Consider the following 26,361-nt stretch of genomic DNA (forward strand, 5'->3'; position numbering starts at 1 on the left):
CCGACCGTCGGTTTGTCATAAAATTGCCGGACAACCTGCCCAATGACCGCTTGAGGAGCACACACCATGGCCTACTGGCTGATGAAATCCGAGCCCGACGAACTCTCGATCAAAGGCCTGGAAAAACTCGGCAAAGCGCGCTGGGACGGGGTTCGCAACTATCAGGCACGCAATTTCCTGCGGGCCATGACGGTGGGGGACGAATTCTTTTTCTACCATTCCAGTTGCCCGGAGCCAGGCATCGCAGGCATTGGAAAAATAATACAGGCGGCATACCCGGATCCCACCGCACTGGAGCCGGAGAGTCACTACTTCGACCCGAAAGCCACTCCGGAGAAAAACGCCTGGAGCGCCATTGATGTGGCCCACGTGGAGACGTTCAGCCGGGTCTTGAAGCTGGATTATCTGAAACAGCAGACCGCGCTGGCAGAAATGCCGTTGGTGCAAAAGGGTTCGCGACTGTCCGTGATGCCAGTGACCGCCGAACAGTGGGCGGTGGTTATCGCATTGAAACCCTGAGGCACTTGTCGCCTGACAAAGTGCTTTGGCGAGCAAGCTCGCTCCCACAGATTTTTTTCGGTGAACTCAAAAATCTGCATCACCGCAAATCCACTGTGGGAGCGAGCTTGCTCGCGAAGAGTCCCGCCCGGACAACGAATGCCTTACTGAATGATCAGGTTGTTGAACAACAGGTCTTCAACCACCGGCTTACCGGTTTCGTCGTTCATCACCTGCTGGGTCTGCTTCAAGGCTTCCTGACGCAGTTTTTCCTTGCCTTCGATGCTGCCCATCGCCTCGGTGGTCTGCTGAGTGAACAGCGCCACCAGTTGATTGCGGATCAGCGGCTCGTTGGCCTTGACCAGTTTGGTCGCCTCTTCGCCCGTCACCCGCAGTGCCACGTCGGCCTTGTAGACCTTGAGCTTCGGGGTGCCGTCCAACCCGTAGTTACCCACAAACGGCGGGCTCAGGGTGATGTAGTTGACCTTCGGCGCCTCGCCCTCTTTGGCTTCTTCGGCCAGCGCTGCCACAGGCAGAGACAGGGCCAGCAACAACATGATCCACGCTTTCACAATTCGCTCCTTATCCGGTTTGCGGCCTAGCATAACGACCCGCCGCGCAAGCACAAGCTTATGGCGGACTATCAGGGCCGGGCATGCTCGTTGACCCGTTGACTGCCACACCTACACTTATCGGCCATCACTCCCAAAGGAATAGCCCTGATGAAAGCCGTGCTGTGCAAAGCCTTCGGCCCTGCCGAATCGCTGGTGCTGGAAGACGTCGCCAGTCCTGTCGCCAAGAAGAACGAAATCCTGCTGGACGTGCACGCCGCCGGGGTCAACTTTCCGGACACGCTGATCATCGAGGGCAAGTACCAGTTCAAGCCACCCTTCCCGTTCTCGCCGGGTGGCGAAGCTTCCGGCGTGGTCAGCGCGGTGGGGGAAAAGGTCAGTCACCTGAAAGTCGGTGACCGGGTCATGGCCCTGACCGGCTGGGGCAGCTTCGCCGAGCAGGTCGCAGTGCCGGGCTACAACGTGCTGCCGATCCCGCCCTCAATGGATTTCAACACCGCCGCCGCGTTCAGCATGACCTACGGCACGTCGATGCACGCCCTCAAGCAGCGCGGCAACCTGCAGCCGGGGGAAACCCTGCTGGTGCTCGGCGCCTCTGGCGGCGTCGGGCTCGCGGCCGTTGAGATCGGCAAAGCCATGGGCGCCCGGGTGATCGCCGCCGCCAGCAGCGCGGAAAAACTCGCAGTCGCCAAGGCTGCCGGTGCCGACGAACTGATCAACTACAACGAAACCAGCCTCAAGGACGAAATCAAGCGCCTGACCGATGGCCAGGGCGCCGACGTGATCTACGACCCGGTCGGTGGAGACCTGTTCGACCAGGCCATCCGCGCCATCGCCTGGAACGGCCGTCTGCTGGTGGTCGGCTTCGCCAGCGGCCGCATTCCCGAATTGCCGGTCAACCTCGCCCTGCTCAAGGGCGCGGCGGTGCTTGGGGTGTTCTGGGGCTCCTTTGCCCAGCGACAGCCGCAGGACAATGCGGCGAACTTCCAGCAACTGTTCGGCTGGTTTGCCGAAGGCAAGCTGAAACCGCTGGTGTCGCAGGTCTATCCACTGGGCAATGCCGCGCAGGCGATCAATGATCTCGGGCAGCGCAAGGCCGTAGGCAAGGTTGTGGTGCAAGTGCGCTGAGCTGATCGGACGATCCGGAATTGATGACCAATCCGGATCGTCCTTCAGAACACTCCAGTCCTACATCAACCTGCGAATATCCTCCGGCAACAGGCTCATGTAGGTCCGGACCGGGCTTTCGCGGCATCCCCTGACAATCGTCGGAATCCGCTTGTTCAGCCTCGCGATCATCGCCAGTCGCTGGTCGTCCGGCAGCTGCGCTTTATGGAAGGCATTGGAAAGGTAAGCCCTGGTGTGAACGAACACCTTCGTATCGATCCACGACTGTTCCGCAATCTTTCCGAGACTCTCATTCAAGGTGCGGCATTTCAATGCTTTCAGTTGTTGATTGATGTGGATGGGTTGATCCAGATCCAGCCTGAACACCATCGGTGCAAGGACTCGCCTGTAAGCCGGTTTACCGTCCTCGACGATCCATGGTTTGAAACGCCATTGTTCAATGGCGCTCCTGACCGCTTCGATCAGCTCCGGATGGCCACCTTGCGCAAAACTGATCCGGTCGACTGAACCGTCGGCATGGACGGTGAACTCGGCTCCCACTTCACCTGTAATACCCGCCCTGAAAAGCGCCAACGGATAGACCGGCCGCGGGTTGTTTTCCGGAATCAGCAGCACCTCGGACGCCCACGCGCCTCCCGATACAATCAGCAATATAAGCAACACACACCACTGCATGAGCCCTCCCCCCTTCACAGCACGAGTGCCTGATTGGCACCGTAAAAGGGTAGAGCCCGGCAGCCTGAAACAGAACGCCGCGCCTTCTGTATTGTTCGCAGGACATTTCCCAAACCTGCGCCTTACAAAACCCTGAAACCCGGCAGGAAGACGCCGAAGTAACCTTTCCCACAACGCCCCGCACTTATATCTGAGCGACATGTTCATAAAGGAACGCGCGACTTCCAACATTTCCGCTGTTTTGCCGATGGGAAGCGGTGCTATTTTCGGTAACGAAACTGTAACATTCGCATCCGCAGTCAAAACAAGAAATCTGGAGCTCTTGAATGTTTGCTTTCTTTCGTCCTGCCGCACATCAGGCTCCATTGCCTGAAGAAAAAATCGACAGCACCTACCGACGCCTGCGTTGGCAGATCTTCGCCGGCATCTTCATTGGCTACGCGGGTTATTACCTGCTGCGCAAGAACTTCTCGCTGGCCATGCCGTACCTGATCGACGAAGGCTACAGCCGTGGCGACCTGGGCCTGGCGATGTCGGCCATCGCCATCGCCTACGGTCTGTCCAAGTTCCTCATGGGCCTGGTGTCCGACCGCTCCAACCCGCGCTATTTCCTGCCGTTCGGCCTGCTGGTCTCGGCCGGGGTGATGTTCATTTTCGGTTTCGCACCTTGGGCAACCTCCAGCGTCACCATGATGTTCATCCTGCTGTTCATCAACGGCTGGGCCCAGGGCATGGGCTGGCCGCCGAGCGGACGCACAATGGTGCACTGGTGGTCACAGAAAGAACGTGGCGGCGTGGTGTCGGTGTGGAACGTGGCGCATAACGTCGGTGGCGGCCTGATCGGCCCGCTGTTCCTGATCGGCATGGGCCTGTTCAACGACTGGCACGCAGCGTTCTACGTCCCGGCTGCCGTAGCCCTGGCGGTAGCGGTGTTCGCTTTCGTGACCATGCGCGACACCCCGCAATCGGTCGGCCTGCCGCCGATCGAGAAGTACAAGAACGACTACCCGGAAGGCTACGACGCCAGCCACGAAGACGAATTCAGCGCCAAGGAAATCTTCGTCAAATACGTGCTGCGCAACAAAATGCTCTGGTACATCGCCATGGCCAACGTCTTCGTTTACCTGCTGCGCTACGGCGTGCTGGACTGGGCGCCGACCTACCTGAAGGAAGCCAAGGGTTTCACCGTGGATAAAACCTCGTGGGCCTATTTCTTCTACGAGTGGGCGGGGATTCCGGGCACGCTGCTGTGCGGCTGGATGTCGGACAAGATCTTCCGTGGCAACCGTGGCCTGACCGGCATGGTGTTCATGGCCCTGGTGACCGTCGCGACCCTGGTGTACTGGCTGAACCCGGCCGGCCACCCGACCATCGACATGATCGCGCTGTTCTCCATCGGCTTCCTGATCTACGGTCCGGTGATGCTGATCGGTCTGCAGGCGCTGGAACTGGCGCCGAAGAAAGCCGCCGGCACCGCAGCGGGCTTCACCGGTCTGTTCGGGTATCTGGGTGGTTCGGTCGCGGCCAGTGCAGCGATGGGCTACACCGTGGACCATTTCGGTTGGGATGGCGGTTTCGTGCTGCTAGTGGGCGCTTGCCTGCTGTCGATGGCCTTCCTGGCCCCGACCCTGTGGCACAAGCAAGTCGCCAGTCAGAGCCGCGAAGCAGTCGCCTGATCGGCCTTTGACTTACAGCGCTTGAGCCGCGCCTCCAGATTCCGGTCTGGCATGGCGTGGCTGCGCAGGGCGTGCGCGGTCTGCTCGACATAATCGCGAGTCGTGCCATAACGCCCACAAGCGCTTTCGAACACCTGGCTCAGCACATGATCCGGCAAGTTGCCGGCATAGCTGGGCAGGTGTCGCTCCAATACGAATCCCAAGGCCTGAACCTGGCTGCCATCTTCGAGTCGGCAGTTGAGCCAGTGTGGCCGATAGGACGGGAACGGCATCTCGCGTTTCCACAACGCATACAGCGCGCTGTCCAGATTGTCTTCCGGCAACCGGTAGGCGAAGCCGCTGCACGAACCGCCCCGATCCAGACCAAAGACCAGACCCGGCATTTCCGGCGTGCCGCGATGCTCGTGGGACCACAGGTATAAGCCACGATGATAGCCATGCACGCGCCCACGCACCCGCTCGACGGCGGAGCATTCCGGCCGCCAGATCAGCGAACCGTAAGCGAACAGCCACACCGGCCCGCCCTTGTGGCGTGCCATGGTCGATTGCATGGAGGCGAGAAGTTGTTCGTGCGTCAGTTGCGGCCCGAGATCGAGCCGCGGAGGATAAGCCAGGTTCAGAAAAGCGTTTTCAATGGCGCTCATGGCGAATAGCGTTCAGCTCCCCGCGGGTGAAGAATTACTTAATAGAACGCACCGCTGTAACAATAAGGCACATATGTTTTAAGGCAATTTAAGTGCCATGGCACCGTTCTTAGTTGATTGCCTGATGGATATATAACCTACCGGTATTTATGTAATTACATAAATACCGATCGGCTATATAGCGAGTTATAACGAACTTAGGAGCGGGGGGCGTAAGCAAATACATCCGCACGCATCTGATGGGCATCCATCCCCGCTTCCACCAGCGCATCCAGCGTGCCGTAGACCATGGCCGGCGAGCCGCTGGCATAGACGTGCAGCGGTTTCAGATCGGGGAAATCCTCGCACACCGCTTCGTGCAACATCCCGCAGCGCCCTTCCCAGCCGCACTGGTCACTGACGACCTTGTGCAGGAACAGATTGGGCAACTTCAGCCATTCGTCCCAATGTTCGATTGCATAGAAGTCTTCTGGACGGCGCACGCCCCAATACAGGTGCACCGGGTGTTTGAAGCCCGTGGCCCGGCAATGTTCGATCAGGCTGTGGATCTGGCCCATGCCGGTGCCCGCAGCGATCAGCACCAGCGGCCCGTCCGGCAGCTCCGCCAGGTGGGTGTCGCCGAACGGCAGTTCGACCCGCACCATCGGGTTGCGCTTGAGCTGATCGATCAGGCTCAACGCACTGGATTCGCGCGCCAGCACATGGATTTCCAGATCACGCCCGCCGTGAGGCGCGGAGGCCATGGAGAACGCCGACTTCTCGCCGTTCTCGCGCTCGATCATCAAATACTGACCAGCGTGGTAGCGCGGCGGCTTGCCGGCCGGCGCCCGCAGGCGCACACGAAAGGTATCGCCACCGACGTTCCGGCATTCGATGACCTGACACGACACGCTGCGCACCGGCAGTTCTCCCAGCGCGAGCACGCCATCCCACAGCACGATGCAGTCTTCCAGCGGCTCCGCTATGCAAGTGTAGAACTCGCCATGGTCGTGCACCTCGCCGGCCTGTTCGACGCGGCCTTCCACCAGCAGCGCCGCACACACGTGGCAATTGCCGTTGCGGCAGCTTTGCGGGCATTCGTAGCCCAGGCGCCGCGCACCATCGAGAATCCGCTCTCCGGGCCGTATCTCGAGCACCGCTCCGGAGGGCTGCAGGGTTACACGCATCAATCTATTCCTAACTGATTCCAGATGGCATCGATCCGTTGGGTGACGGCGTCATCCTTGACGATGACGCGACCCCACTCGCGAGTGGTTTCGCCCGGCCACTTGTGGGTGGCGTCCAGGCCCATCTTCGAGCCGAGTCCCGACACCGGCGAGGCGAAGTCGAGGTAGTCGATCGGCGTGTTGTCGATCATCACCGTGTCGCGCTTGGGGTCCATGCGCGTGGTGATGGCCCAGATCACGTCGTTCCAGTCCCGTGCGTTGATATCGTCGTCGGTGACGATAACGAACTTGGTGTACATGAACTGTCGCAAAAACGACCAGACACCCAGCATCACGCGCTTGGCGTGGCCCGGATACGACTTCTTCATCGTCACCACGGCCATGCGATACGAGCAGCCTTCCGGTGGCAGGTAGAAGTCGGTGATCTCCGGGAACTGCTTTTGCAGGATCGGCACGAACACTTCGTTCAGCGCCACGCCGAGAATCGCCGGCTCATCCGGCGGACGGCCGGTGTAGGTGCTGTGGTAGATCGGTTTGATCCGGTGGGTGATGCGCTCGACAGTGAACACCGGAAAGCTGTCGACTTCGTTGTAGTAACCGGTGTGGTCGCCGTACGGGCCTTCATCGGCCATTTCGCCCGGATGGATCACGCCTTCAAGGATGATTTCGGCGGTGGCCGGCACTTGCAGGTCGTTGCCGCGGCACTTCACCAGCTCCGTGCGGCTGTCGCGCAGCAGGCCGGCAAAGGCGTATTCAGAGAGGCTGTCCGGCACCGGCGTCACCGCGCCAAGAATGGTCGCAGGATCCGCGCCAAGGGCCACGGACACCGGGAACGGCTGGCCCGGATGTTTCTCGCACCACTCACGGAAATCCAGTGCGCCACCACGGTGGCTGAGCCAGCGCATGATGACCTTGTTGCGGCCGATCACTTGCTGACGGTAGATACCGAGGTTCTGCCGATCCTTGTTCGGACCTTTGGTGACCGTCAGGCCCCAGGTGATCAGCGGCGCCACGTCGCCCGGCCAGCAGGTCTGCACCGGCAGCATCGCCAGATCGACGTCATCGCCTTCGATGACCACTGCCTGGCACGGTGCGTCTTTGACGACTTTCGGCGCCATCGCGATGATCTTGCGGAAGATCGGCAGCTTCGACCACGCGTCCTTCAAGCCCTTCGGCGGCTCCGGCTCCTTGAGGAACGCCAGCAGCTTGCCGATTTCGCGCAGCTCGCTGACCGATTCGGCGCCCATGCCCATGGCCACCCGCTCGGGCGTGCCGAACAGGTTGCCGAGCACCGGGATGTCGTAACCGGTCGGCTTCTCGAACAGCAGCGCCGGGCCCTTGGCCCGCAGCGTGCGGTCGCACACCTCGGTCATTTCCAGCACCGGCGAGACGGGAATCTGGATGCGTTTCAACTCTCCGCGCTGCTCAAGCTGCTGCACGAAATCCCGAAGATCCTTGAATTTCATTGGACGATGGCACCCTCAAAATAGGCGTATATCCTACCTGCTATGCCGGTCGCTGGCAGCCCGTCACTGCTTACTTGGCTGCATTCGCCTGACCTTTTCCCAGATTTGCCCTGGCCTGCAGGCCGACAAACAGCGGTTCGAGGATCGGCGCCACGAAACGCGCGCCGACCTCCGACAGATGATTGTCATCGGTATACAGGGAGTATCCACCGAGTTCGGCACGGCACAGACCGCTTTCATCGCACAGCTTCGGCGCCGGATCGACAACGCGCACTGCCGGATCCTTCGCCAGATCGGCGAACAGGTGACTGATAAAAGCCTGGCGCTTGTGGTGTTCGGCAACGTTCAGCCCGACGCCACCCACCGAGCGATCCAGCATCGCCAGCCGCGTCAAACGGTACGGCGGACTGAAAGCCTGTAACGGCACCTCTTTCACCAGCCAGACCCGATGCCCGCCGGCCCGCAACTGCGCCACCCGCGCGCGCAGCCCGTCAGCCAGACGCTGCTCGGCGACGGAACGGTCGTAGTGCCCGTCAGGCGTTCTCAAGACATGGCCCAGATCACCTTTGGCATCGCCATAGAGATACAGACTCCAGCGCGCAACCAGCACCACATCACTGACGGTTTGCGGTTTGATTGCCTGCACCACACGTTGGTTGAACCGCGCGCAGCGGGCGTCATGCTCCAGACCTTCCACCGGTATGCACCCCGGCGAACTGGCGAGGATCACACTGACGTCATGGGCTTTTGCCCCCTCATCGAAGACCGGGATCAACGCCGTGGCATGACTGTCGCCCCAGACCAGCGCCCGCGAAGCACGGCTTTGCAATCCGTAATGGCAAAACAGCTTGTCATCGGGAGTCTTGTCGTCCGCCAGACATGCCATCAACTCCGGCCGCCACTCGCGCCCCTTGGCGTATTGCAGTGCCTGATCGGACAGACGCCACGGCAGGCCATCGGTCCAGCGCAGGGTTTGCCCGGCCAGTCCGATTATCAGCACGCCGAATGCACCGGCGATCAGAATCTGCCGACGTCCGGCCAGCAAGCGCCGCTCGCGGAACGGCGTCTCGACGAATTTCCACGACAGATAACCCAGCACCAGGGTCAGCAGGATCAACCCTGCGCTGTCGAAGGCGCTCGGTTCCTCGATGCTGGCGTAGCTGGAAAACACAAACACCGGCCAGTGCCACAAATACCAGGAATAGGAAATCAGGCCAAAACCGACCATGACCCGACTGCTCAAGAATTGGCCCACCCAGGTCCGGCGATGACCATTGGCCAGGATCAACAGCACCACGCCCAGCACCGGCAGCAATGCGGCCGCACCGGGAAACGGCGTGCGCTTGTCGAACCCGAACACTGCCAACAGAATCAGGCCCATGCCCAGCAGACTCAACCATTGCGCCGCCATCGGCTTGAGGCGCCAGGCATGTTTCGGCGCGATCGCCAGCATCGCCCCGGCCAGCAGTTCCCATGCGCGCATCGGCAACAGGAAGAAGGCTTTTTCCGGGTGATGATGGACCGCCCAGACGCTCAACCCGAAGGAAACGAGCAACACGCCGAACAGTGCCAGCCGCCAGTGCTTCAAGCGGCTCGACATCAGGGTCAGCAACAGCGGGAAGACGATGTAGAACTGCTCCTCCACCGCCAGCGACCAGGTGTGCAACAGCGGCTTGAGATCCGAGGCGACATCGAAATAGCCGTCCTGGCGCATGAACAGGATGTTCGAGACAAACAGCACCTGATAGCGCACCGAGCGCCCGAGCTCTTCGTAGTCCTTGGGCGCCATCAGGAACCAGCCCACGGCCAGCACCGCGATGATCATCGCAAACAGCGCCGGCAGAATCCGCCGCGCACGCCGCGACCAGAATTCGACGAAACTGAACCGGCCGGCCTGACGCTGGTTCCAGATGATCGAGGTGATGAGATAACCGGAGATCACGAAAAACACGTCCACACCGACAAAACCGCCGGTGAAACCCGGGACGCCAAAGTGGAACAGCACCACGGCAATCACCGCGACTGCCCGCAAGCCGTCGATATCCCTTCGATAAGCGAGTGTGCTCATAAATCTTTAATGCCAATCAGATGGTTGTTTTTTGTACAGCATCGGGCGCTGCTTCATGTTTTGCCAAGTCACTGACCTTACCAGATCGCAAACCTCCTATAGGCCGGACAAAAAACAGGCAAAAAAATAGCGCCCCCGAAGGGACGCTATTTTCTGAATCAACCGACGATGTTACTTGCGCTTCATCGACAGGAAGAATTCGTCGTTGGTCTTGGTCGTTTTCAGCTTGTCGACCAGGAACTCGATGGCGGCCACTTCGTCCATCGGGTGCAGCAGTTTGCGCAGGATCCACATACGCTGCAGTTCGTCGTCGGCGGTCAGCAGCTCTTCGCGACGGGTACCGGACTTGTTGATGTTGATGGCCGGGAACACACGCTTCTCGGCGATACGACGGTCCAGTGGCAGCTCCATGTTGCCGGTGCCCTTGAACTCTTCGTAGATCACTTCATCCATCTTCGAGCCGGTTTCAACCAGCGCGGTGGCGATGATGGTCAGCGAGCCGCCTTCTTCGATGTTGCGCGCGGCGCCGAAGAAACGCTTCGGTTTCTCCAGGGCGTGGGCATCGACACCACCGGTCAGCACCTTGCCGGAGCTCGGGATCACGGTGTTGTAGGCACGGGCCAGACGGGTGATGGAGTCGAGCAGGATCACCACGTCCTTCTTGTGTTCGACCAGGCGCTTGGCCTTCTCGATCACCATTTCAGCCACTTGTACGTGACGGGTCGGCGGCTCGTCGAAAGTCGAGGCAACCACTTCGCCGCGCACGGTGCGCTGCATTTCGGTCACTTCTTCCGGACGCTCGTCGATCAACAGCACGATCAGGTGAACTTCAGGGTTGTTACGGGCGATGTTCGCTGCGATGTTCTGCAGCATGATCGTTTTACCGGCTTTTGGCGGTGCAACGATCAAACCACGCTGGCCTTTGCCGATCGGCGCACAAAGGTCGATCACACGACCGGTCAGGTCTTCGGTGGAACCGTTGCCGGCTTCCATCTTCATGCGCACGTTCGGGAACAGCGGGGTCAGGTTCTCGAAGAGAATCTTGTTCTTCGCGTTTTCCGGACGATCGAAGTTGATCGTGTCAACCTTGAGCAGGGCGAAATAACGCTCGCCTTCCTTCGGAGGACGAATCTTGCCAACGATGGTGTCACCGGTGCGCAAGTTGAAACGGCGGATCTGGCTCGGCGAGACGTAGATGTCGTCAGGACCGGCGAGGTAGGAAGCGTCTGCGGAGCGCAGGAAGCCGAAGCCGTCCTGGAGAATCTCCAGCACGCCATCACCGGAGATTTCCTCACCGCTTTTAGCGTGCTTTTTCAGCAGGGAGAAAATCACGTCCTGCTTGCGCGAACGGGCCATATTTTCTATGCCCATCTGTTCGGCCAATTCGAGCAGTTCGGTAATCGGCTTTTGCTTGAGTTCAGTCAGATTCATATAGGAATGACGTAATCATTTATGGAGGGGGGAAAATTAAGCTTTTGGCTTAATGAGGCCGCGCCGCGGAGAAGGCGACAGGATCGCGTACTTATTCGAAAAGGAGTGCGTCGGCGACGGCTAGCAGGGGGCAGTGGAGAAACCAGTGCGGGGCCGAATGTACCACCTGAGTTTCGGAGCGTCTAGCCCTGAATACGCAAAAAGCCCCGCAATTTGCGGGGCCTTTTGAGGACAGTCTTTACCGCGACGCTTAGATATTGGCGTCGAGGAAAGCAGCCAGTTGCGACTTCGACAGAGCGCCGACCTTGGTCGCTTCCACGTTGCCGTTCTTGAACAGCATCAGGGTCGGAATACCGCGTACGCCGTGTTTGGCAGGGGTTTCCTGGTTTTCGTCGATGTTCAGCTTGGCAACGGTCAGCTTGCCTTTGTAAGTCTCTGCAATCTCGTCCAGAACCGGAGCGATCATTTTGCAAGGGCCGCACCATTCAGCCCAGTAGTCGACCAGGACAGCGCCTTCGGCCTTGAGTACGTCGGCTTCGAAGCTAGCGTCGCTAACGTGTTTGATCAGATCGCTGCTCATGGAATTCTCCAGGTTGTAAGCAAAAAAACGTGGCCCATCATAGCCGCCCTTCCCTTGTTCAGGAAGCCGCAGATGATTGAGTCTTGCTATGGCACTCGATGAGTTTGGGTATAGCTCAAGTCACGCGCTGGCGGGGGCGATGAAGGAAATTCCGGTGCGCAGGGCCGCGTTGCGCACGTGCTCCTGCATGGCTTTCTGCGCGGCGGCGCAGGCCCGGCGAGCGAGGGCGCGGAGGATCTTGCGGTGCTCCTGCCAGGTTTCCATGGCCCGCTCGGCGCGGATGAACGGTAGTTTCTGGCTCTCCAGAAAGATGTCGGCACTGGCGGTGAGGATGCTCAGCATCGCCTGATTGCCGCTGGCCAGCAGGATCCGCCGGTGAAATTCAAAATCCAGTTTCGCCGCAGCCTCGAAGTCGCCGGCGCGCAGTTGCTCGCGCATGGCGGCAACGTTGTCTTCCAGTTCGTCCAGATCAAACGTGCTCAGCGTCACCGCCGCCAGCCCGGCCGCGAACCCTTCCAGCGCATAGCGCAACTGAAAGATTTCCAGCGGCGACGCCTGGGCGGCAAACGGCCAGGCCGGCGCGCCCTCGCCGCGCGGCAGTTCCAAAGGCGCCTGCACGAACACGCCTTTGCCCGGCTGGATACTGACCACACCCAGCGCACTCAAGGACGACAACGCCTCACGCAACGATGCGCGACTGACACCCAGCTGAACCGCCAGATCCCGCTGCGAGGGCAACGCATCGCCGGGGCCGAAGCCCTGCTCGGTAATCAGTTTGCGGATCGCTTGCAACGCCACTTCGGGTACGGCGCGGGAGATCGAGTTCATGGTTTTCCAGACGAACCAGGCCAAGGTGCGGCCAGTTGTAAAGCTATTCGAGGCATCAGGCAAGTCGTGCCCCACCGGGGTTCGGCGGCCCAAGCCGATGCGCTATCGCAGTGCGAAACCCGAGCTGACTGTTCAGACCAGTAAGACCGAGCAAACCCGCTAACCCCGTGGCTTTGCATAGCGAAACCGGCGTTTTGGCACGGCCCATGCTCTGTCCGATCGCAGAATTCACTTCCCGCCGATCCGGAGATTGTCCATGACGAAGCGTTACAGCGCCCTCCTCGCCGCCCTGTTTGCCGGTTTGATGCTGAGCCAGGCCCCCGCCCATGCCGACGGTCTGGACGACGTGGTCAAACGTGGCACCTTGAAAGTCGCCGTGCCTCAGGACTTCCCGCCGTTCGGTTCGGTCGGCCCGGACATGAAGCCGCGCGGCCTCGATATCGACACCGCGAAACTGCTGGCTGACCAGCTCAAGGTCAAACTCGAACTGACCCCGGTCAACAGCACGAACCGCATCCCGTTCCTGACCACCGGCAAGGTCGACCTGGTGATTTCCAGCCTCGGCAAAAACCCCGAGCGCGAGAAGGTCATCGATTTTTCCCGCGCCTATGCGCCGTTCTACCTCGCCGTGTTCGGCCCGCCGGACGCAGCCGTCAGCACCCTCGACGACCTGAAGGGCAAGACCATCAGCGTCACCCGGGGCGCCATCGAAGACATCGAGCTGACCAAGGTCGCCCCCGAAGGCGTGACCATCAAGCGTTTCGAAGACAACAACTCGACCATCGCCGCCTACCTTGCAGGGCAAGTCGACCTGATCGCCAGCGGCAACGTGGTGATGGTCGCGATCAGCGAGAAGAACCCCAAACGCGTACCCGCGCTGAAAGTGAAGCTCAAGGATTCGCCGGTCTACGTCGGCGTGAACAAGAACGAGCCGGCGCTGCTGGGCAAGGTCAACGAGATCCTGACCACCGCCAAGGCTGACGGTGCGCTGGAAAAGAACGCGCAGACCTGGCTCAAAGAGCCGCTGCCGGCCGACCTCTGACCGGCGACGCGGGAGACTTTCATGGCCTATCAGTTCGATTTCTTGCCGGTGGTGGAAAACACCGACCTGCTGCTGCGCGGGGCCCTGTTCACCCTTGAGCTGACGGCCATCGGCGCACTCTTCGGGGTTGGCGTGGGCATCGTCGGGGCGCTGGTACGGGCGTGGAACATCCGCCCGTTCTCGGCGATCTTCGGCGTGTATGTGGAGCTGATCCGCAACACGCCGTTTCTGGTGCAGTTGTTTTTCATCTTCTTCGGCCTGCCGTCCCTCGGTGTGCAGATTTCCGAGTGGCAGGCGGCGGTGCTGGCGATGGTGATCAACCTGGGGGCGTACTCGACCGAAATCATCCGCGCCGGCATCCAGGCGATCCCGCGCGGGCAACTGGAAGCGGCGGCAGCATTGGCGATGAGCCGCTTCGAAGCCTTCCGCCACGTGGTGCTGCTCCCCGCGTTGGGCAAGGTCTGGCCGGCGCTGAGCAGCCAGATCATCATTGTGATGCTCGGTTCGGCGGTGTGTTCGCAGATCGCCACCGAAGAATTGAGCTTCGCCGCCAACTTCATTCAATCGCGCAACTTCCGCGCCTTTGAAACTTACGCTCTGACCACCCTCATTTATCTGTGCATGGCGCTGCTGATCCGTCAGTTGTTGAACTGGCTCGGTCGGCGCTACTTGTCGAAAAGCAGCGCAAGGAGCAGCCAATGAGCGACTTCACGTTCTGGGACATCCTGCGCAACCTGCTGACCGGCCTGCAGTGGACGCTGGCGTTGTCGTTGGTGGCGTTCATCGGCGGCGGGATCGTCGGCTTGCTGATCCTGATCATGCGCATCTCGAAAAACCCGCTGCCCAGCAGCATCGCGCGCACCTGGATCGAACTGTTTCAGGGCACGCCGTTGCTGATGCAACTGTTTCTGGTGTTCTTCGGCGTGGCGCTGGCCGGGGTGGAAATTTCACCGTGGATGGCGGCGGCAATTGCCCTGACGCTCTTCACCAGTGCTTATCTGGCGGAGATCTGGCGCGGTTGCGTCGAGGCGATTCCCAATGGCCAGTGGGAAGCCTCATCCAGCCTGGCGCTCAATCCGCTGGAGCAACTGCGTTACGTGATCCTGCCGCAGGCGCTGAGGATTGCCGTGGCACCGACCGTGGGCTTCTCGGTGCAAGTGGTCAAGGGCACCGCCGTGACCTCGATCATCGGCTTCACCGAACTGACCAAGACCGGCGGCATGCTCGCCAATGCCACCTTCGAACCGTTCATGGTCTATGGCCTCGTCGCCCTGGGCTACTTCCTGCTCTGCTACCCCCTGTCCCTCAGTGCGCGCTACCTGGAAAGGAGACTGCATGCCTCTGCTTAGAATTTCCGCCCTGCATAAATACTACGGCGATCACCACGTGCTCAAAGGCATCGACCTGAGTGTCGAGGAAGGCCAGGTGGTGGCAATCATCGGCCGCAGCGGCTCAGGCAAGTCCACCCTGCTGCGCACCCTCAACGGTCTGGAGTCGATCAACGACGGCGTGATCGAAGTCGACGGCGAATATCTCGACGCCGCACGCGCCGACCTGCGCAGCCTGCGACAGAAAGTCGGCATGGTGTTTCAGCAGTTCAACCTGTTCCCGCACCTGACGGTGGGCGAGAACGTGATGCTCGCGCCGCAAGTGGTGCAGAAAGTGCCCAAGGCCAAGGCGCATGAGCTGGCGCGGCAGATGCTCGAGCGCGTCGGCCTGGGCGAAAAGTTCGATGCCTTCCCTGAGCGCCTTTCCGGCGGCCAGCAACAGCGCGTGGCGATTGCCCGGGCGCTGGCGATGTCGCCCAAGGTGTTGCTGTGCGACGAGATCACCTCGGCGCTGGACCCGGAGCTGGTCAACGAAGTGCTCAGTGTGGTTCGTCAGCTCGCGAAGGAAGGCATGACGCTGATCATGGTCACCCACGAAATGCGCTTCGCCCGGGAGGTCGGGGACAAACTGGTGTTCATGCACCAGGGCAAGGTACATGAGGTCGGGGATCCGAAAGTGCTGTTTGCCGATCCGCAGACGCCGGAGCTGGCGAATTTCATTGGCACCGTCGAAGCGACAGCCTGAAGGATCTTCGGGACTTCTGATCGTTCCCACGCTCCGCGTGGGAATGATCATTGAACGATCGGCGTCCGTAGCGGGCAGGGCTTTTATGCGCAGGATCAAGGGTTTGAACCATGCGCGTTGGCGGCAGCGTTTGATCGTGGCACGATGTCGGGGTTATCGACCGAGACCCCAGACCATGCCGCAATCCCAAGCCAAGAATCTGTCCCTGATCGCCGCGATCGACCTGGGCTCCAACAGCTTTCATATGGTCGTGGCCAAGGCCCAGAACGGCGAAATCCGTATTCTCGAACGGCTCGGAGAAAAGGTTCAGCTGGCCGCCGGCATCGACGATGAGCGTCAGCTCAACGAAGAATCCATGCAGCGCGGGCTCGACTGCCTCAAGCGCTTTGCCCAACTGATCAACGGCATGCCGCTGGGCGCCGTGCGGATCGTCGGCACCAACGCTCTGCGCGAGGCGCGCAACCGTGGCGAATTCATCCGCCGTGCCGAAGAAATCCTCGGCCATCCGGTGGAAGTCATCTCCGGCCGTGAAGAGGCGCGCCTGATCTACCTCGGCGTCTCCCACACCCTCGCCGACACCCCGGGCAAACGTCTGGTCGCCGACATCGGCGGCGGCAGTACCGAATTTATCATCGGCCAGCGTTTCGAACCGCTGCTGCGCGAAAGCCTGCAAATGGGTTGCGTGAGTTTCACCCAGCGCTATTTCAAGGACGGCAAGATCACCCCGGCCCGCTACGCCCAGGCGTACACGGCGGCGCGGCTGGAAATCATGAGCATCGAACACGCCCTGCACCGCCTGACCTGGGATGAAGCCATTGGCTCCTCAGGCACCATCCGCGCCATCGGCCTGGCACTGAAGGCTGGCGGCCATGGCACCGGCGAAGTGAATGCCGAAGGTCTGGCGTGGCTCAAGCGCCGCCTGTTCAAACTCGGCGATGTCGACAAGATCGATTTCGAAGGCATCAAGCCGGATCGCCGAGCGATCTTCCCGGCGGGCCTGGCGATTCTCGAAGCGATCTTCGACGCCCTCGAACTGCAACGCATGGATCACTGCGAAGGCGCCCTGCGTGAAGGCGTGCTGTATGACCTGCTGGGTCGCCATCACCACGAAGACGTGCGCGAACGCACCCTGACCTCGCTCATGGAGCGCTACCACGTCGACCTGGAACAGGCCGCACGGGTTGAGCGCAAAGCCTTGCACGCGTTCGATCAAGTGGCAGAGGACTGGGAGCTGGAAGACGGCATCTGGCGCGAACTGCTGGGCTGGGCGGCGAAAGTGCACGAAGTCGGGCTCGACATCGCGCACTATCACTACCACAAGCACGGCGCTTACCTGATCGAACACTCGGACCTCGCCGGGTTCTCCCGCGAAGACCAGCAAATGCTTGCCCTGCTGGTGCGCGGTCACCGCCGCAACATCCCCAAGGACAAGTTTGCCGAGTTCGGCGACGACGGCGCCAAATTGATCCGCCTGTGCGTGCTGCTGCGTTTCGCCATCCTGTTCCACCACATCCGTGGCACCCAGGCGATGCCGCAAGTGGCGCTGCATGCCAACGGCAACAACCTCGATGTGGAATTCCCGGAGAACTGGCTGGATGAAAACCAGCTGACCCAGGCGGATTTCGGGCTTGAGGCCGAGTGGCTGACGCGGGTGGGGATTGTCCTGACCGTGCATTGAGTAACGGGCAGGCGCAAAAAAGGCGATCCGGATGGATCGCCTTTTTTATTGTTTTGAGAGCTGCGGTCAGCTGCTGACCGGCAGAATCGGGCTGCCCAGCCGCTCCAGCAACGTCGCCTGCGCGCTGCGCGGGTTCTGGTTGCCGGTTGGCGTGTTGCGGATGTAGCGGCCGTCCGATTGCAGGCTCCAGCTGTGGGTGTTGTCGGTCAGGTACAGCTCCAGCTCTTTCTTGACCCGGGTCAGCAGCTTCTTGCCTTCCACCGGGAAACAGGTCTCGACGCGCTTGTCGAGGTTGCGCTCCATCCAGTCGGCGCTGGACAGGAACATCTGCTCCTCGCCACCGTTGAGGAAGTAGAACACCCGGGTGTGCTCGAGGAAGCGGCCGATGATCGAGCGCACGTGAATGTTGTGCGAAACCCCGGCGATGCCCGGACGCAGGCAGCACATGCCGCGCACCACCAGATCGATGCGCACGCCGGACTGGCTGGCCTTGTACAGCGCGCGGATGATCTTCGGATCGGTCAGCGAGTTGAACTTGGCGATGATGTGCGCAGGCTTGCCGTCGAGCGCGAATTGCGTCTCGCGGGTGATCATGTCGAGCATGCCCTTCTTCAGGGTGAACGGCGCATGCAGCAGCTTCTTCATGCGCAGCGTCTTGCCCATGCCGATCAACTGGCTGAACAGTTTGCCGACGTCTTCGCACAGGGCGTCGTCGGAAGTCAGCAGGCTGTAGTCGGTGTACAGACGGGCGTTGCCGGCGTGGTAGTTACCGGTACCGAGGTGCGCGTAACGCACGATCTCGCCCTGCTCGCGACGCAGGATCAACATCATCTTGGCGTGGGTCTTGAAGCCGACCACGCCGTAGATCACCACCGCACCGGCCGCCTGCAGACGGCTGGCCAGTTGCAGGTTGGATTCTTCGTCGAAGCGCGCACGCAGCTCGATGACGGCCGTCACTTCCTTGCCGTTACGCGCGGCGTCCACCAGCGCATCGACGATTTCCGAGTTGGCGCCGGAGCGGTACAGGGTCTGGCGCACGGCCAGAACATGCGGGTCCTTGGCGGCCTGGCGCAACAGGTCGACCACCGGGGTGAACGACTCGAACGGGTGCAGCAGCAGGATGTCCTGCTTGCTGACCACGCTGAAAATGTTCTCGCTGTTTTGCAGCAGTTTCGGGATCTGCGGCGTGAACGGCGTGTATTGCAGCTCCGGATGGCTGTCCAGACCGGTGATGCTGAACAGACGCGTCAGGTTCACCGGACCGTTGACCTGGTACAGCTCGGTCTCGCTCAGGTTGAACTGCTTGAGCAGGTAGTCCGACAGGTGTTTCGGGCAGGTATCGGCGACTTCCAGACGCACGGCGTCGCCGTAACGACGCGAGAACAGCTCGCCACGCAGGGCGCGGGCCAGGTCTTCGACGTCTTCGGAGTCGAGCGCAAGGTCGGCGTTCCGGGTCAGGCGGAACTGGTAGCAGCCCTTGACCTTCATGCCCTGGAACAGGTCATCGGCGTGGGCGTGGATCATCGACGACAGGAACACATAGTTGTCGCCAGGGCCGCCGACTTCTTCCGGCACCTTGATGATCCGCGGCAGCAGACGCGGCGCCGGGATGATCGCCAGACCGGAGTCACGACCGAAGGCGTCGATACCCTCGAGCTCGACGATGAAGTTCAGGCTCTTGTTCACCAGCAACGGGAACGGGTGCGTCGGGTCGAGGCCGATCGGGGTGATGATCGGCGCGATTTCGTCGCGGAAATATCGGCGCACCCAGGTCTTGAGCTTGGTCGTCCAGTTGCGCCGACGGATGAAACGCACCTGATGCTTTTCCAGCTCCGGCAGCAGGATGTCGTTGAGGATTGCGTACTGACGGTCTACGTGACCGTGCACCAGCTCGCTGATGCGGGCCAGTGCCTGATGCGGTTGCAGACCATCGGCGCCGGCCTGTTCGCGGGCGAAGGTGATCTGCTTCTTGAGGCCGGCAACGCGGATTTCGAAGAATTCGTCGAGGTTGCTGGAGAAGATCAGCAGGAACTTCAGCCGCTCCAGCAACGGGTAGGACTCGTCCAGCGCCTGTTCCAGCACGCGGATGTTGAACTGCAGTTGCGACAATTCACGGTGGATGTACAGGCTGCTGTCATCCAGGCCGGGAATCACGATCGCCGGAACCGCCGCGGCAGGCTCGGTTGCCGGCGCGGGTGGCGCAGGCTCCAGTTCCGGCGGGGTTTCGGTGATCTGCTCGACCACCGGTTGTGCTTCTTTTACGGCAACTTCAGTGAGTCCTTCGGTATTCATCGAATGTTCCTGGGAGGGCTATTTCTGCTCTCGTAACAATTGAGCGGCACGGACAGCAAAGTAAGTCAGGATGCCATCAGCGCCGGCACGTTTAAAGGCGGTCAGGGATTCGAGGATCACGCCTTCGCTCAACCAGCCATTCTGGATCGCCGCCATGTGCATGGCGTATTCGCCGCTGACCTGATAGACGAAGGTCGGCACTTTGAAGGCATCTTTTACCCGGAACAAAATGTCCAGGTACGGCATGCCGGGCTTGACCATGACCATGTCCGCGCCTTCAGACAAGTCCGCGCCCACTTCGTGCAGCGCTTCATCGCTGTTGGCCGGGTCCATCTGATAAGAAGCCTTGTTCGCCTTGCCCAGGTTCGCGGCCGAACCCACGGCATCACGGAACGGGCCGTAATAGGCGCTCGCGTACTTGGCCGAGTAGGCCATGATCCGCACGTTGACGTGACCGGCCAGCTCCAGCGCTTCACGGATCGCCTGAATGCGGCCGTCCATCATGTCCGAAGGGGCAACCACCTGGGCGCCTGCAGCGGCGTGGGACAACGCCTGTTTGACCAGTGCATCGACGGTGACGTCGTTCTGCACGTAGCCCTCTTCGTCGAGAATGCCGTCCTGACCGTGTGTGGTGAACGGGTCGAGGGCGACATCGGTGATCACGCCCAGCTCCGGGAACCGGTCACGCAGGGCACGGGTGGCGCGCTGGGCGATACCTTCGGGATTCCACGCTTCGGCGGCATCGAGGGATTTGAGTTCAGGCGGGGTGACCGGGAACAGCGCCAGCGCCGGAATCCCCAGTTCGACCCATTTGGCAGCCTCTTCAAGCAGCAGGTCGATAGTCAGGCGCTCGACACCCGGCATCGAAGCCACCGCTTCGCGGCGGTTTTCACCGTCGAGCACAAATACCGGCAGGATCAGGTCATCGACCGTCAACACATTCTCACGCACCAGCCGCCGGGAAAAATCATCACGACGATTGCGACGCAGGCGGGTGGCAGGGAACAGACGGTTGGCTGGGGTAAAGCTCACGGCAGACTCCTGAGCCCGCGCAAACGGGCGAGCGTGACAGTTATAGATGGCCATTATGACGGTCGTATGACAGTTATGTGCACCCCTGCGACAGGTAGTCGCTTTCCATTGTCCGTGTAGGAAATGTTCACGTCGAGACACATTTCGACACTTTCCTGAATGTGTCCGAAGGGTTAGGCTGCGCGTTCATTTCGCCAGCACCCAGACAATGCTCCAACAATTTCTGCATGACTTCGGCTACTTTGCCCTGTTTCTCGGGACATTTTTCGAAGGCGAAACCATCCTGGTGCTCGCGGGCTTCCTCGCGTTCCGTGAATACATGGACATCAAACTGGTGGTGGTCGTGGCATTCTTCGGCAGCTATGCCGGCGATCAGCTGTGGTACTTCCTGGGCCGCAAGCACGGACGCAAATTGCTGGCGCGCAAACCGCGCTGGCAGATGATGGGCGACCGCGCGCTGGAACACATCCGCAGGCACCCGGACATCTGGGTCCTGAGCTTTCGCTTCGTGTACGGCCTGCGCACGGTGATGCCGGTGGCAATCGGCCTGTCGGGCTATCCGCCAGGACGCTATCTGCTGCTCAACGGTATCGGCGCCGCGATCTGGGCCACCGCCCTGGCTGCTGCCGCCTACCATTTCGGCGCCGTGCTCGAAGGCATGCTCGGCAGCATCAAGAAATATGAGCTGTGGGTGCTGGGCGCGCTGCTGGTGCTCGGCCTGGGCCTGTGGCTGCGTCGCCGGTTCAAGAACGCGCGACTGGCGAAAAAGGTCTACGAGGAAGAACAGGCCGAGCTACTGGCCAAGGCCGAACGGCACAAAGCCGAAATGACCAACGCCGCCGACCCTAAGACGCCAGCCGAGTAAGTCGCTGGCGGCAGCCATACAGCCCGATGCCGCTGAGCAGGCTGTAAATGAGCAGGCCGACCCATATCCCCGGGCTGGTCGGCCAGAGCCCGAACTGCGGCGCCAGCCACACCAGCGGCAGGTTCGATGCCAGCCGCAACACTTCCAGCTTCGCCGCCCACGGGCGATTCTCCAGGGCCACGCCCAACACGAACAAACCGAACGCCTCCGCGCCCCAGCCCAGCACCAATGCTCCGGTAGGCAGACTGTGTTCCAGATTCATCAGATAACTGCCCAGCGCCACATAGACGCCAAACTGCAACCCCACGTACCACTGCTGACGGCTGTCCAGCGGCACTTCGAATTTGCGGAACTGACTCAAGTCCCGCTTGCTCATCGGGTACTTCGCCGCGACGTCCGCCGGCCGCCAGCCGGTACGCATGAACCAGATCCGGATCTTGTCCCACGTACGCTCGGCCCGGCGCGCATCGTCCCACAGCTGCGCGTAGAACTGCAGGTTGGCCCACAACGGATTCCAGCTCGCCAATGGCGTGGTCACGCCGAAAATCACCGGCTCGTTGTCGTCCTCTTCCTGGAACGAGCCGAACAGACGGTCCCAAATAATGAACACCCCGCCATAGTTGCGATCCATGTAGAGAGCGTTCTGTGCATGGTGGGCCCGATGATTGGACGGCGTGACGAAGCACCACTCGAACCAGCCGAGCTTGGAAATGTGCCGGGTATGGACCCAGAACTGATACAGCAGATTCAGCGCCGCAACGCTGACGAACACCAGCAAAGGCACCCCGAACACGGCCATCGGCAGGTAGAAGATCCAGCTCAACAGAAACCCGGTGCTGGTCTGGCGCAAGGCCGTGGAAAGGTTGTAGTCCTCGCTCTGGTGATGCACCGAATGCGCCGCCCAGAGAATGTTCCGTTCATGGCCCAGGCGATGCAGCCAGTAATAGCAGAAGTCATAGAAGACAAAGGCAAACACCCAGACCCAGACACTGTCCGCCGACAACCTGACCAGCGCCAGATGCTCCAGGGCAAACGCATAGGTCACCAGGCCCACGCCCTTGGTCAACAGGCCGGTGGTGGTCGACAACACCCCGGTGCTGATGCTGTTCACCGCATCGGCCAGGCGATAGTTGCTCATCCCGCGCCAGCGGTCGGCGATGAGCTCCGCCGCAATCAACACGAAGAAAAACGGTACCGCATACAGGATGAAGTTCATGACGCGCCCTGGTCGGAATCTGTAGCACAGATCCTAGGTGTAGCCGCGGCTTGATCCTATGGCAACGAACGACAAATTAGAGGACATTTAACGCCATGAATCTGGAGAGAAACCCATGAGCAAAAAAGTTGCAGTGATCCTGTCCGGTTGCGGCGTGTACGACGGCGCCGAGATTCAGGAGAGCGTCATTACTCTGCTGCGCCTCGACCAGCGCGGTGCCCAGGTGCAGTGCTTCGCCCCGAACATCGCGCAATTGCATGTGATCAATCACCTGACCGGTGAAGAAATGCCCGAGTCGCGCAACGTGCTGGTGGAATCGGCTCGCATCGCCCGGGGCGACGTCAAGGATCTGCGCGAGGCCGATGTCGAGGACTTCGATGCGCTGATCGTGCCAGGCGGTTTCGGTGCGGCGAAGAACCTGTCGAATTTCGCCATCGAAGGCGCTGGCTGCACCGTGCAGCCGGAGGTGCTGGCGCTGGCCGAAGCCTTTGCCGAAGCGGGCAAGCCTGTTGGTTTGATCTGCATCTCGCCGGCGCTGGCCGCGAAAATCTACGGCCCCGGCGTGACCTGCACCATCGGCAACGACGCCGACACCGCCGCCGCCATGAACAAGATGGGCGCCACCCACGAAGACTGCGCGGTGACCGACATCATCGAAGACAAGGCGCGCAAACTGGTGACCACCCCGGCCTACATGCTGGCGCAGTCAATCAGCGAAGCGGCTTCGGGGATCAACAAACTGGTGGATCGGGTGCTCGAGCTGACTCACGAAAACGACGCCTGACCGGAGACCGTGATCGTTCCCACGCTCCGCGTGGGAACGATCAACGGGTGACGATCAAACCTGACGCGCCAGGCGCGTCAGGATCCGGTCCAGCGCATTGGCGAACGCCTGCTTCTCGCGCTCACCGAACGGCGCCGGGCCGCCACTGACCTGGCCCTGCTCGCGCAGGTCGGTAAACAGGTTGCGTGTCGCCAGCCGCTCACCCATGTTCTGCGCGTCGAACTCCTTGCCTCGCGGGTCCAGCGCCGCCACCCCCTTTTTCACCAGCCGGTCGGCCAGCGGAATGTCGCTGCAGATCACCAGTTCGCCCGGCACCGCGTGTTCCACCAGATAATCATCCGCCGCATCCGGGCCGCTCGGCACCACGATCAGCTTGACGATCGCCAGCGCCGGTTTGCTCTGCGGCTGCCCCGCCACCAGCACCACTTCGAAGCGGCGCTTGAGGGCGAACTTGACTACCAGCTCCTTGGCCATTTTCGGGCAGGCGTCGGCATCGATCCATACGCGCATCATGATTTCCTCAATCCAAAAACATCGCGGGCAAGCCATGCTCGCACAAGGTCATACACAATCCCTGTGGGAGCGGGCTTGCCCGCGGAGTGAGCGCAGCGAATGCTGTTCAAGCAGCCATGCGGCGCTTTTCAGCCACCCAACTGCGGCCATAAAGCACAATGATCGCCACAATCGCCACGGCCTGCGCCGTCAGCGAATAGGCGTCGGCATGAATCCCCAACCAGTCGAAATCGAAGAACGCCACCGGCCGCGTGCCAAAGACCCCGGCTTCCTGCAACGCCTTCACGCCGTGACCGGCGAATACCACGGACAACGCGCAGAGCAGCGCCGCGTTGATGCTGAAGAACAGCGCCAGCGGCAGTTTCGCCGAACCGCGCAGGATCACCCACGCCAGACCGAACAGCAGCACCAGCGCCGTCGCACCGCCAGCGAGTACCGCGTTATGCCCGGCGGGACCGGCCTGCAGCCACAGGGTTTCGTAGAACAGGATCACTTCGAACAGCTCGCGATACACCGAGAAGAACGCCAGGATCGCGAAACCGAAACGCCCGCCACCACCGACCAGACTCTGCTTGATGTAATCCTGCCAGGCCGCCGCGTGCCGACGGTCGTGCATCCACACCCCGAGCCACAGCACCATGACGCTGGCGAACAGCGCCGTGGCGCCCTCGAGCAGTTCACGCTGGGAGCCGCTGACATCGATCACGTACGCCGCCAGCGCCCAGGTCCCGAGGCCGGCGAGCAGCGCCAGCCCCCAGCCGACGTTGACGCTGCGCACCGCCGATTGCTGGCCGGTGTTGCGCAGGAACGCGAGGATCGCCGCCAGCACCAGAATCGCTTCCAGACCTTCGCGCAGCAGAATCAACAGCCCGGAGATGTAGCTCAGCGACCAGCTCAGACCGTCGCTGCCCAACAGGCCGGCGGATTCCTTGAGTTTGGCCTTGGCCGCGTCGAGACGCTGCTCGGCCTGCTCCACCGGCAAGCCGTCCTGCAGCGCTTGCCGATAGGCCATCAGGGATCTTTCGGTGTCCTTGCGTACGTTGGCGTCGACGTTGTCCAGCGAGCTTTCGACCAGCTCGAAGCCTTCCAGATACGCCGCCACCGACAGGTCGTAAGCCTGATCGTGTTCACCGGCACGGTACGCCGCCAGGCTCTTGTCCAGGGTCGCCGCGGTGTAATCGAGCAACTGCGCCGGGCCGCGCTTGACCTGCGGCGGCTGCGCCCGTTGTACACGGAAGATCGCCGCGGCTTCAGGGCCTTCGGCGGCCTGCACTTCGGCCGGGGTCTGGCGGGCCAGATCGGCGATGTTGTAGGTCTTGTCGGATTTGGCCGTGGCCGGATCGGCGCTGAACTGCGCGATGTAGGTCGCCAGATCCCAGCGCTGACGGTCGTCCAGTTGATCGGCAAAGGCCGGCATGTCCGTGCCTTCGACGCCCTGGCCGAGGGTGCTGTAGATCGCGTACAGGCTCAGGTGATCCATCCGCGCCGCGTCGCGCAGATTGGCCGGCGCCGGCGTCATGCCGAGACCCGCCGGGCCGTCGCCGGCACCCGTGTCGCCGTGGCACACCGAGCAGTTTTGCGCATACAGCGGCGCACCACGGGCAGGGTCGGGGGTGATGATCGGGGCCTGACTGACTTCATAAGCCACCGCCAGTTTCGCCCCCAGTTGCCGGGCCTGACGGGCCACGTCCGCGCCATCCTGTTTCGCCGTGATCGCGGCGTGCAAGGCGCTGACGCCCTGTTCCAGCGCCGCTTTCTCCGGTTTGGCCGGCAGGCCGGCGATCAGCCCTTGCAGCACCTGGGTGAATTCCAGCTGCTCACGATATTCGCCGTCGTCGATAACCTTGCCGGCCTCGACCGTCGGCGGGTAATCGGCGCTGATGTAATCGAGCAGGTGCAGCGCCTGTGGCGCGCCTTCCACGGTGTCGGCCAGCAGATTGAAGCTGCCCAGGGCGCACAGCGGAAACGCCAGCCAGGCCAGAAATCGGGACGCGGCAGTCATGAATGAGTCTCAAGTGGAAATGCGAAGTTACATATTGTTCACTTCGAGCGCGATTCCCTCAAGCTTTCTCTCCAATACCCGGCACATGGCCACTGCCCACCCCTATAATCCTTCACCTTTCGCCTCTCTGCT

24 protein-coding genes are annotated in these 26,361 nt (G+C 61.3%); 10 read left to right on the plus strand and 14 right to left on the minus strand.

Going from position 1 to position 26,361, the window contains the following annotated elements:
* Positions 1-66: 66 nt before the first annotated feature.
* Positions 67-519, plus strand: coding sequence for an EVE domain-containing protein (locus ACKJSM_RS04335; RefSeq protein WP_236178740.1), 453 nt, complete (start codon positions 67-69; stop codon positions 517-519).
* Between the two features lie 143 nt (positions 520-662).
* On the opposite strand, the gene ACKJSM_RS04340 is transcribed toward ACKJSM_RS04335, so the two are convergent.
* Positions 663-1,070 (minus strand): flagellar basal body-associated protein FliL, encoded by a 408-nt coding sequence (locus tag ACKJSM_RS04340; protein ID WP_027610485.1) that lies wholly within the window; start codon positions 1,068-1,070, stop codon positions 663-665.
* Between the two features lie 150 nt (positions 1,071-1,220).
* Between ACKJSM_RS04340 and ACKJSM_RS04345 the strand changes: the two genes are divergently transcribed.
* A complete protein-coding gene (locus ACKJSM_RS04345) occupies positions 1,221-2,198 on the plus strand; it encodes an NADPH:quinone oxidoreductase family protein (protein WP_410236713.1) in 978 nt (325 codons plus the stop codon).
* Between the two features lie 60 nt (positions 2,199-2,258).
* On the opposite strand, the gene ACKJSM_RS04350 is transcribed toward ACKJSM_RS04345, so the two are convergent.
* Positions 2,259-2,873, minus strand: a complete 615-nt coding sequence (locus ACKJSM_RS04350; protein ID WP_410236714.1) for an energy transducer TonB — start codon at positions 2,871-2,873, stop codon at positions 2,259-2,261.
* Between the two features lie 326 nt (positions 2,874-3,199).
* Here ACKJSM_RS04350 and glpT point away from each other — a divergent pair, with 326 nt between their 5' ends.
* Positions 3,200-4,549, plus strand: a complete 1,350-nt coding sequence (glpT, locus tag ACKJSM_RS04355; protein WP_236178737.1) for a glycerol-3-phosphate transporter — start codon at positions 3,200-3,202, stop codon at positions 4,547-4,549.
* Here glpT and ACKJSM_RS04360 read toward each other — a convergent pair.
* From ACKJSM_RS04360 to ACKJSM_RS04390, 7 genes are all read right to left on the minus strand, one after another.
* On the minus strand, positions 4,525-5,193 hold the full coding sequence (locus ACKJSM_RS04360; RefSeq protein WP_007951821.1) for a gamma-glutamylcyclotransferase: 669 nt from the start codon (positions 5,191-5,193) through the stop codon (positions 4,525-4,527). The genes glpT and ACKJSM_RS04360 overlap by 25 nt on opposite strands.
* 197 nt (positions 5,194-5,390) lie before the next feature.
* Positions 5,391-6,359: a CDP-6-deoxy-delta-3,4-glucoseen reductase gene (locus tag ACKJSM_RS04365; RefSeq protein ID WP_410236716.1), complete on the minus strand. Its 969-nt coding sequence runs from the start codon at positions 6,357-6,359 to the stop codon at positions 5,391-5,393.
* The gene (gene ubiD, locus ACKJSM_RS04370) at positions 6,359-7,825 is read right to left on the minus strand and encodes a 4-hydroxy-3-polyprenylbenzoate decarboxylase (protein ID WP_410236717.1); all 1,467 of its coding nucleotides are present in this window, start codon (positions 7,823-7,825) and stop codon (positions 6,359-6,361) included. Before ubiD ends, ACKJSM_RS04365 begins: the two co-directional genes overlap by 1 nt.
* 70 nt (positions 7,826-7,895) lie before the next feature.
* Positions 7,896-9,893 carry an acyltransferase family protein gene (locus ACKJSM_RS04375; RefSeq protein WP_410236718.1) on the minus strand — a complete coding sequence of 666 codons (1,998 nt, stop codon included), beginning with the start codon at positions 9,891-9,893 and terminating at the stop codon, positions 7,896-7,898.
* Between the two features lie 171 nt (positions 9,894-10,064).
* Complete coding sequence (rho, locus tag ACKJSM_RS04380; RefSeq protein WP_007951825.1) at positions 10,065-11,324, minus strand: transcription termination factor Rho; 1,260 nt, start codon at positions 11,322-11,324, stop codon at positions 10,065-10,067.
* A gap of 250 nt (positions 11,325-11,574) precedes the next feature.
* Positions 11,575-11,904 carry a thioredoxin TrxA gene (trxA, locus tag ACKJSM_RS04385; protein ID WP_003206727.1) on the minus strand — a complete coding sequence of 110 codons (330 nt, stop codon included), beginning with the start codon at positions 11,902-11,904 and terminating at the stop codon, positions 11,575-11,577.
* Positions 11,905-12,024: 120 nt separating this feature from the next.
* A complete protein-coding gene (locus ACKJSM_RS04390; RefSeq protein WP_410236721.1) occupies positions 12,025-12,732 on the minus strand; it encodes a FadR/GntR family transcriptional regulator in 708 nt (235 codons plus the stop codon).
* Between the two features lie 256 nt (positions 12,733-12,988).
* Between ACKJSM_RS04390 and ACKJSM_RS04395 the strand changes: the two genes are divergently transcribed.
* The 5 genes from ACKJSM_RS04395 (at position 12,989) to ppx (ending at position 17,525) form a co-directional block, all read left to right on the plus strand.
* Positions 12,989-13,774, plus strand: a complete 786-nt coding sequence (locus tag ACKJSM_RS04395) for a transporter substrate-binding domain-containing protein (protein WP_064379930.1) — start codon at positions 12,989-12,991, stop codon at positions 13,772-13,774.
* A gap of 21 nt (positions 13,775-13,795) precedes the next feature.
* On the plus strand, positions 13,796-14,476 hold the full coding sequence (locus tag ACKJSM_RS04400) for an amino acid ABC transporter permease (RefSeq protein WP_039765327.1): 681 nt from the start codon (positions 13,796-13,798) through the stop codon (positions 14,474-14,476).
* On the plus strand, positions 14,473-15,123 hold the full coding sequence (locus ACKJSM_RS04405; RefSeq protein ID WP_007951832.1) for an amino acid ABC transporter permease: 651 nt from the start codon (positions 14,473-14,475) through the stop codon (positions 15,121-15,123). The genes ACKJSM_RS04400 and ACKJSM_RS04405 overlap by 4 nt, the downstream gene beginning before the upstream one ends.
* Positions 15,110-15,847, plus strand: coding sequence for an amino acid ABC transporter ATP-binding protein (locus ACKJSM_RS04410; RefSeq protein ID WP_410236722.1), 738 nt, complete (start codon positions 15,110-15,112; stop codon positions 15,845-15,847). The genes ACKJSM_RS04405 and ACKJSM_RS04410 overlap by 14 nt, the downstream gene beginning before the upstream one ends.
* 175 nt (positions 15,848-16,022) lie before the next feature.
* A complete protein-coding gene (ppx, locus tag ACKJSM_RS04415) occupies positions 16,023-17,525 on the plus strand; it encodes an exopolyphosphatase (protein WP_236182554.1) in 1,503 nt (500 codons plus the stop codon).
* 66 nt (positions 17,526-17,591) lie between these two features.
* Here the strand turns inward: ppx and ppk1 are convergent, their stop codons facing one another.
* Entirely contained in the window at positions 17,592-19,817 is a 2,226-nt protein-coding gene (gene ppk1 / locus ACKJSM_RS04420; RefSeq protein WP_236182553.1) for a polyphosphate kinase 1, read from the minus strand.
* 18 nt (positions 19,818-19,835) lie between these two features.
* On the minus strand, positions 19,836-20,849 hold the full coding sequence (gene hemB, locus ACKJSM_RS04425) for a porphobilinogen synthase (protein WP_410236723.1): 1,014 nt from the start codon (positions 20,847-20,849) through the stop codon (positions 19,836-19,838).
* A 208-nt stretch (positions 20,850-21,057) separates the two neighbouring features.
* On the opposite strand from hemB, the gene ACKJSM_RS04430 reads away from it, so the two are divergent.
* Positions 21,058-21,714 (plus strand): DedA family protein, encoded by a 657-nt coding sequence (locus tag ACKJSM_RS04430; RefSeq protein WP_410236724.1) that lies wholly within the window; start codon positions 21,058-21,060, stop codon positions 21,712-21,714.
* Here the strand turns inward: ACKJSM_RS04430 and ACKJSM_RS04435 are convergent.
* On the minus strand, positions 21,695-22,930 hold the full coding sequence (locus tag ACKJSM_RS04435; protein ID WP_410236726.1) for a sterol desaturase family protein: 1,236 nt from the start codon (positions 22,928-22,930) through the stop codon (positions 21,695-21,697). The genes ACKJSM_RS04430 and ACKJSM_RS04435 overlap by 20 nt on opposite strands.
* A gap of 115 nt (positions 22,931-23,045) precedes the next feature.
* Between ACKJSM_RS04435 and elbB the strand changes: the two genes are divergently transcribed.
* The gene (elbB, locus tag ACKJSM_RS04440) at positions 23,046-23,714 is read left to right on the plus strand and encodes an isoprenoid biosynthesis glyoxalase ElbB (protein WP_236182550.1); all 669 of its coding nucleotides are present in this window, start codon (positions 23,046-23,048) and stop codon (positions 23,712-23,714) included.
* Between the two features lie 54 nt (positions 23,715-23,768).
* On the opposite strand, the gene ACKJSM_RS04445 is transcribed toward elbB, so the two are convergent.
* Both ACKJSM_RS04445 and ACKJSM_RS04450 read right to left on the minus strand, forming a co-directional pair.
* Positions 23,769-24,224, minus strand: a complete 456-nt coding sequence (locus tag ACKJSM_RS04445) for a YaiI/YqxD family protein (protein ID WP_179693319.1) — start codon at positions 24,222-24,224, stop codon at positions 23,769-23,771.
* Between the two features lie 109 nt (positions 24,225-24,333).
* Entirely contained in the window at positions 24,334-26,229 is a 1,896-nt protein-coding gene (locus ACKJSM_RS04450; RefSeq protein ID WP_410236727.1) for an FTR1 family protein, read from the minus strand.
* Between the last annotated feature and the right edge of the window lie 132 nt (positions 26,230-26,361).

This window comes from Pseudomonas sp. PHC1, assembly GCF_046487845.1.
Classification (GTDB): Bacteria; Pseudomonadota; Gammaproteobacteria; order Pseudomonadales; family Pseudomonadaceae; genus Aquipseudomonas; species Aquipseudomonas sputi.

What these genes read in the sequence shown, in the direction of transcription:
- ACKJSM_RS04450 (WP_410236727.1), bottom strand. Translation starts at nt 26,229, where the DNA reads ATGACTGCCGCGTCCCGATTTCTGGCCTGGCTGGCGTTTCCGCTGTGC.
- ACKJSM_RS04400 (WP_039765327.1), top strand. Translation starts at nt 13,796, where the DNA reads ATGGCCTATCAGTTCGATTTCTTGCCGGTGGTGGAAAACACCGACCTG.
- ppk1 (WP_236182553.1), bottom strand. Translation starts at nt 19,817, where the DNA reads ATGAATACCGAAGGACTCACTGAAGTTGCCGTAAAAGAAGCACAACCG.
- ACKJSM_RS04390 (WP_410236721.1), bottom strand. Translation starts at nt 12,732, where the DNA reads ATGAACTCGATCTCCCGCGCCGTACCCGAAGTGGCGTTGCAAGCGATC.
- ACKJSM_RS04410 (WP_410236722.1), top strand. Translation starts at nt 15,110, where the DNA reads ATGCCTCTGCTTAGAATTTCCGCCCTGCATAAATACTACGGCGATCAC.
- rho (WP_007951825.1), bottom strand. Translation starts at nt 11,324, where the DNA reads ATGAATCTGACTGAACTCAAGCAAAAGCCGATTACCGAACTGCTCGAA.
- ACKJSM_RS04445 (WP_179693319.1), bottom strand. Translation starts at nt 24,224, where the DNA reads ATGCGCGTATGGATCGATGCCGACGCCTGCCCGAAAATGGCCAAGGAG.
- ubiD (WP_410236717.1), bottom strand. Translation starts at nt 7,825, where the DNA reads ATGAAATTCAAGGATCTTCGGGATTTCGTGCAGCAGCTTGAGCAGCGC.
- ACKJSM_RS04350 (WP_410236714.1), bottom strand. Translation starts at nt 2,873, where the DNA reads ATGCAGTGGTGTGTGTTGCTTATATTGCTGATTGTATCGGGAGGCGCG.
- trxA (WP_003206727.1), bottom strand. Translation starts at nt 11,904, where the DNA reads ATGAGCAGCGATCTGATCAAACACGTTAGCGACGCTAGCTTCGAAGCC.
- ACKJSM_RS04375 (WP_410236718.1), bottom strand. Translation starts at nt 9,893, where the DNA reads ATGAGCACACTCGCTTATCGAAGGGATATCGACGGCTTGCGGGCAGTC.
- elbB (WP_236182550.1), top strand. Translation starts at nt 23,046, where the DNA reads ATGAGCAAAAAAGTTGCAGTGATCCTGTCCGGTTGCGGCGTGTACGAC.
- ACKJSM_RS04335 (WP_236178740.1), top strand. Translation starts at nt 67, where the DNA reads ATGGCCTACTGGCTGATGAAATCCGAGCCCGACGAACTCTCGATCAAA.
- ACKJSM_RS04345 (WP_410236713.1), top strand. Translation starts at nt 1,221, where the DNA reads ATGAAAGCCGTGCTGTGCAAAGCCTTCGGCCCTGCCGAATCGCTGGTG.
- ACKJSM_RS04360 (WP_007951821.1), bottom strand. Translation starts at nt 5,193, where the DNA reads ATGAGCGCCATTGAAAACGCTTTTCTGAACCTGGCTTATCCTCCGCGG.
- ppx (WP_236182554.1), top strand. Translation starts at nt 16,023, where the DNA reads ATGCCGCAATCCCAAGCCAAGAATCTGTCCCTGATCGCCGCGATCGAC.
- ACKJSM_RS04365 (WP_410236716.1), bottom strand. Translation starts at nt 6,359, where the DNA reads ATGCGTGTAACCCTGCAGCCCTCCGGAGCGGTGCTCGAGATACGGCCC.
- ACKJSM_RS04405 (WP_007951832.1), top strand. Translation starts at nt 14,473, where the DNA reads ATGAGCGACTTCACGTTCTGGGACATCCTGCGCAACCTGCTGACCGGC.
- ACKJSM_RS04430 (WP_410236724.1), top strand. Translation starts at nt 21,058, where the DNA reads ATGCTCCAACAATTTCTGCATGACTTCGGCTACTTTGCCCTGTTTCTC.
- glpT (WP_236178737.1), top strand. Translation starts at nt 3,200, where the DNA reads ATGTTTGCTTTCTTTCGTCCTGCCGCACATCAGGCTCCATTGCCTGAA.
- ACKJSM_RS04435 (WP_410236726.1), bottom strand. Translation starts at nt 22,930, where the DNA reads ATGAACTTCATCCTGTATGCGGTACCGTTTTTCTTCGTGTTGATTGCG.
- ACKJSM_RS04395 (WP_064379930.1), top strand. Translation starts at nt 12,989, where the DNA reads ATGACGAAGCGTTACAGCGCCCTCCTCGCCGCCCTGTTTGCCGGTTTG.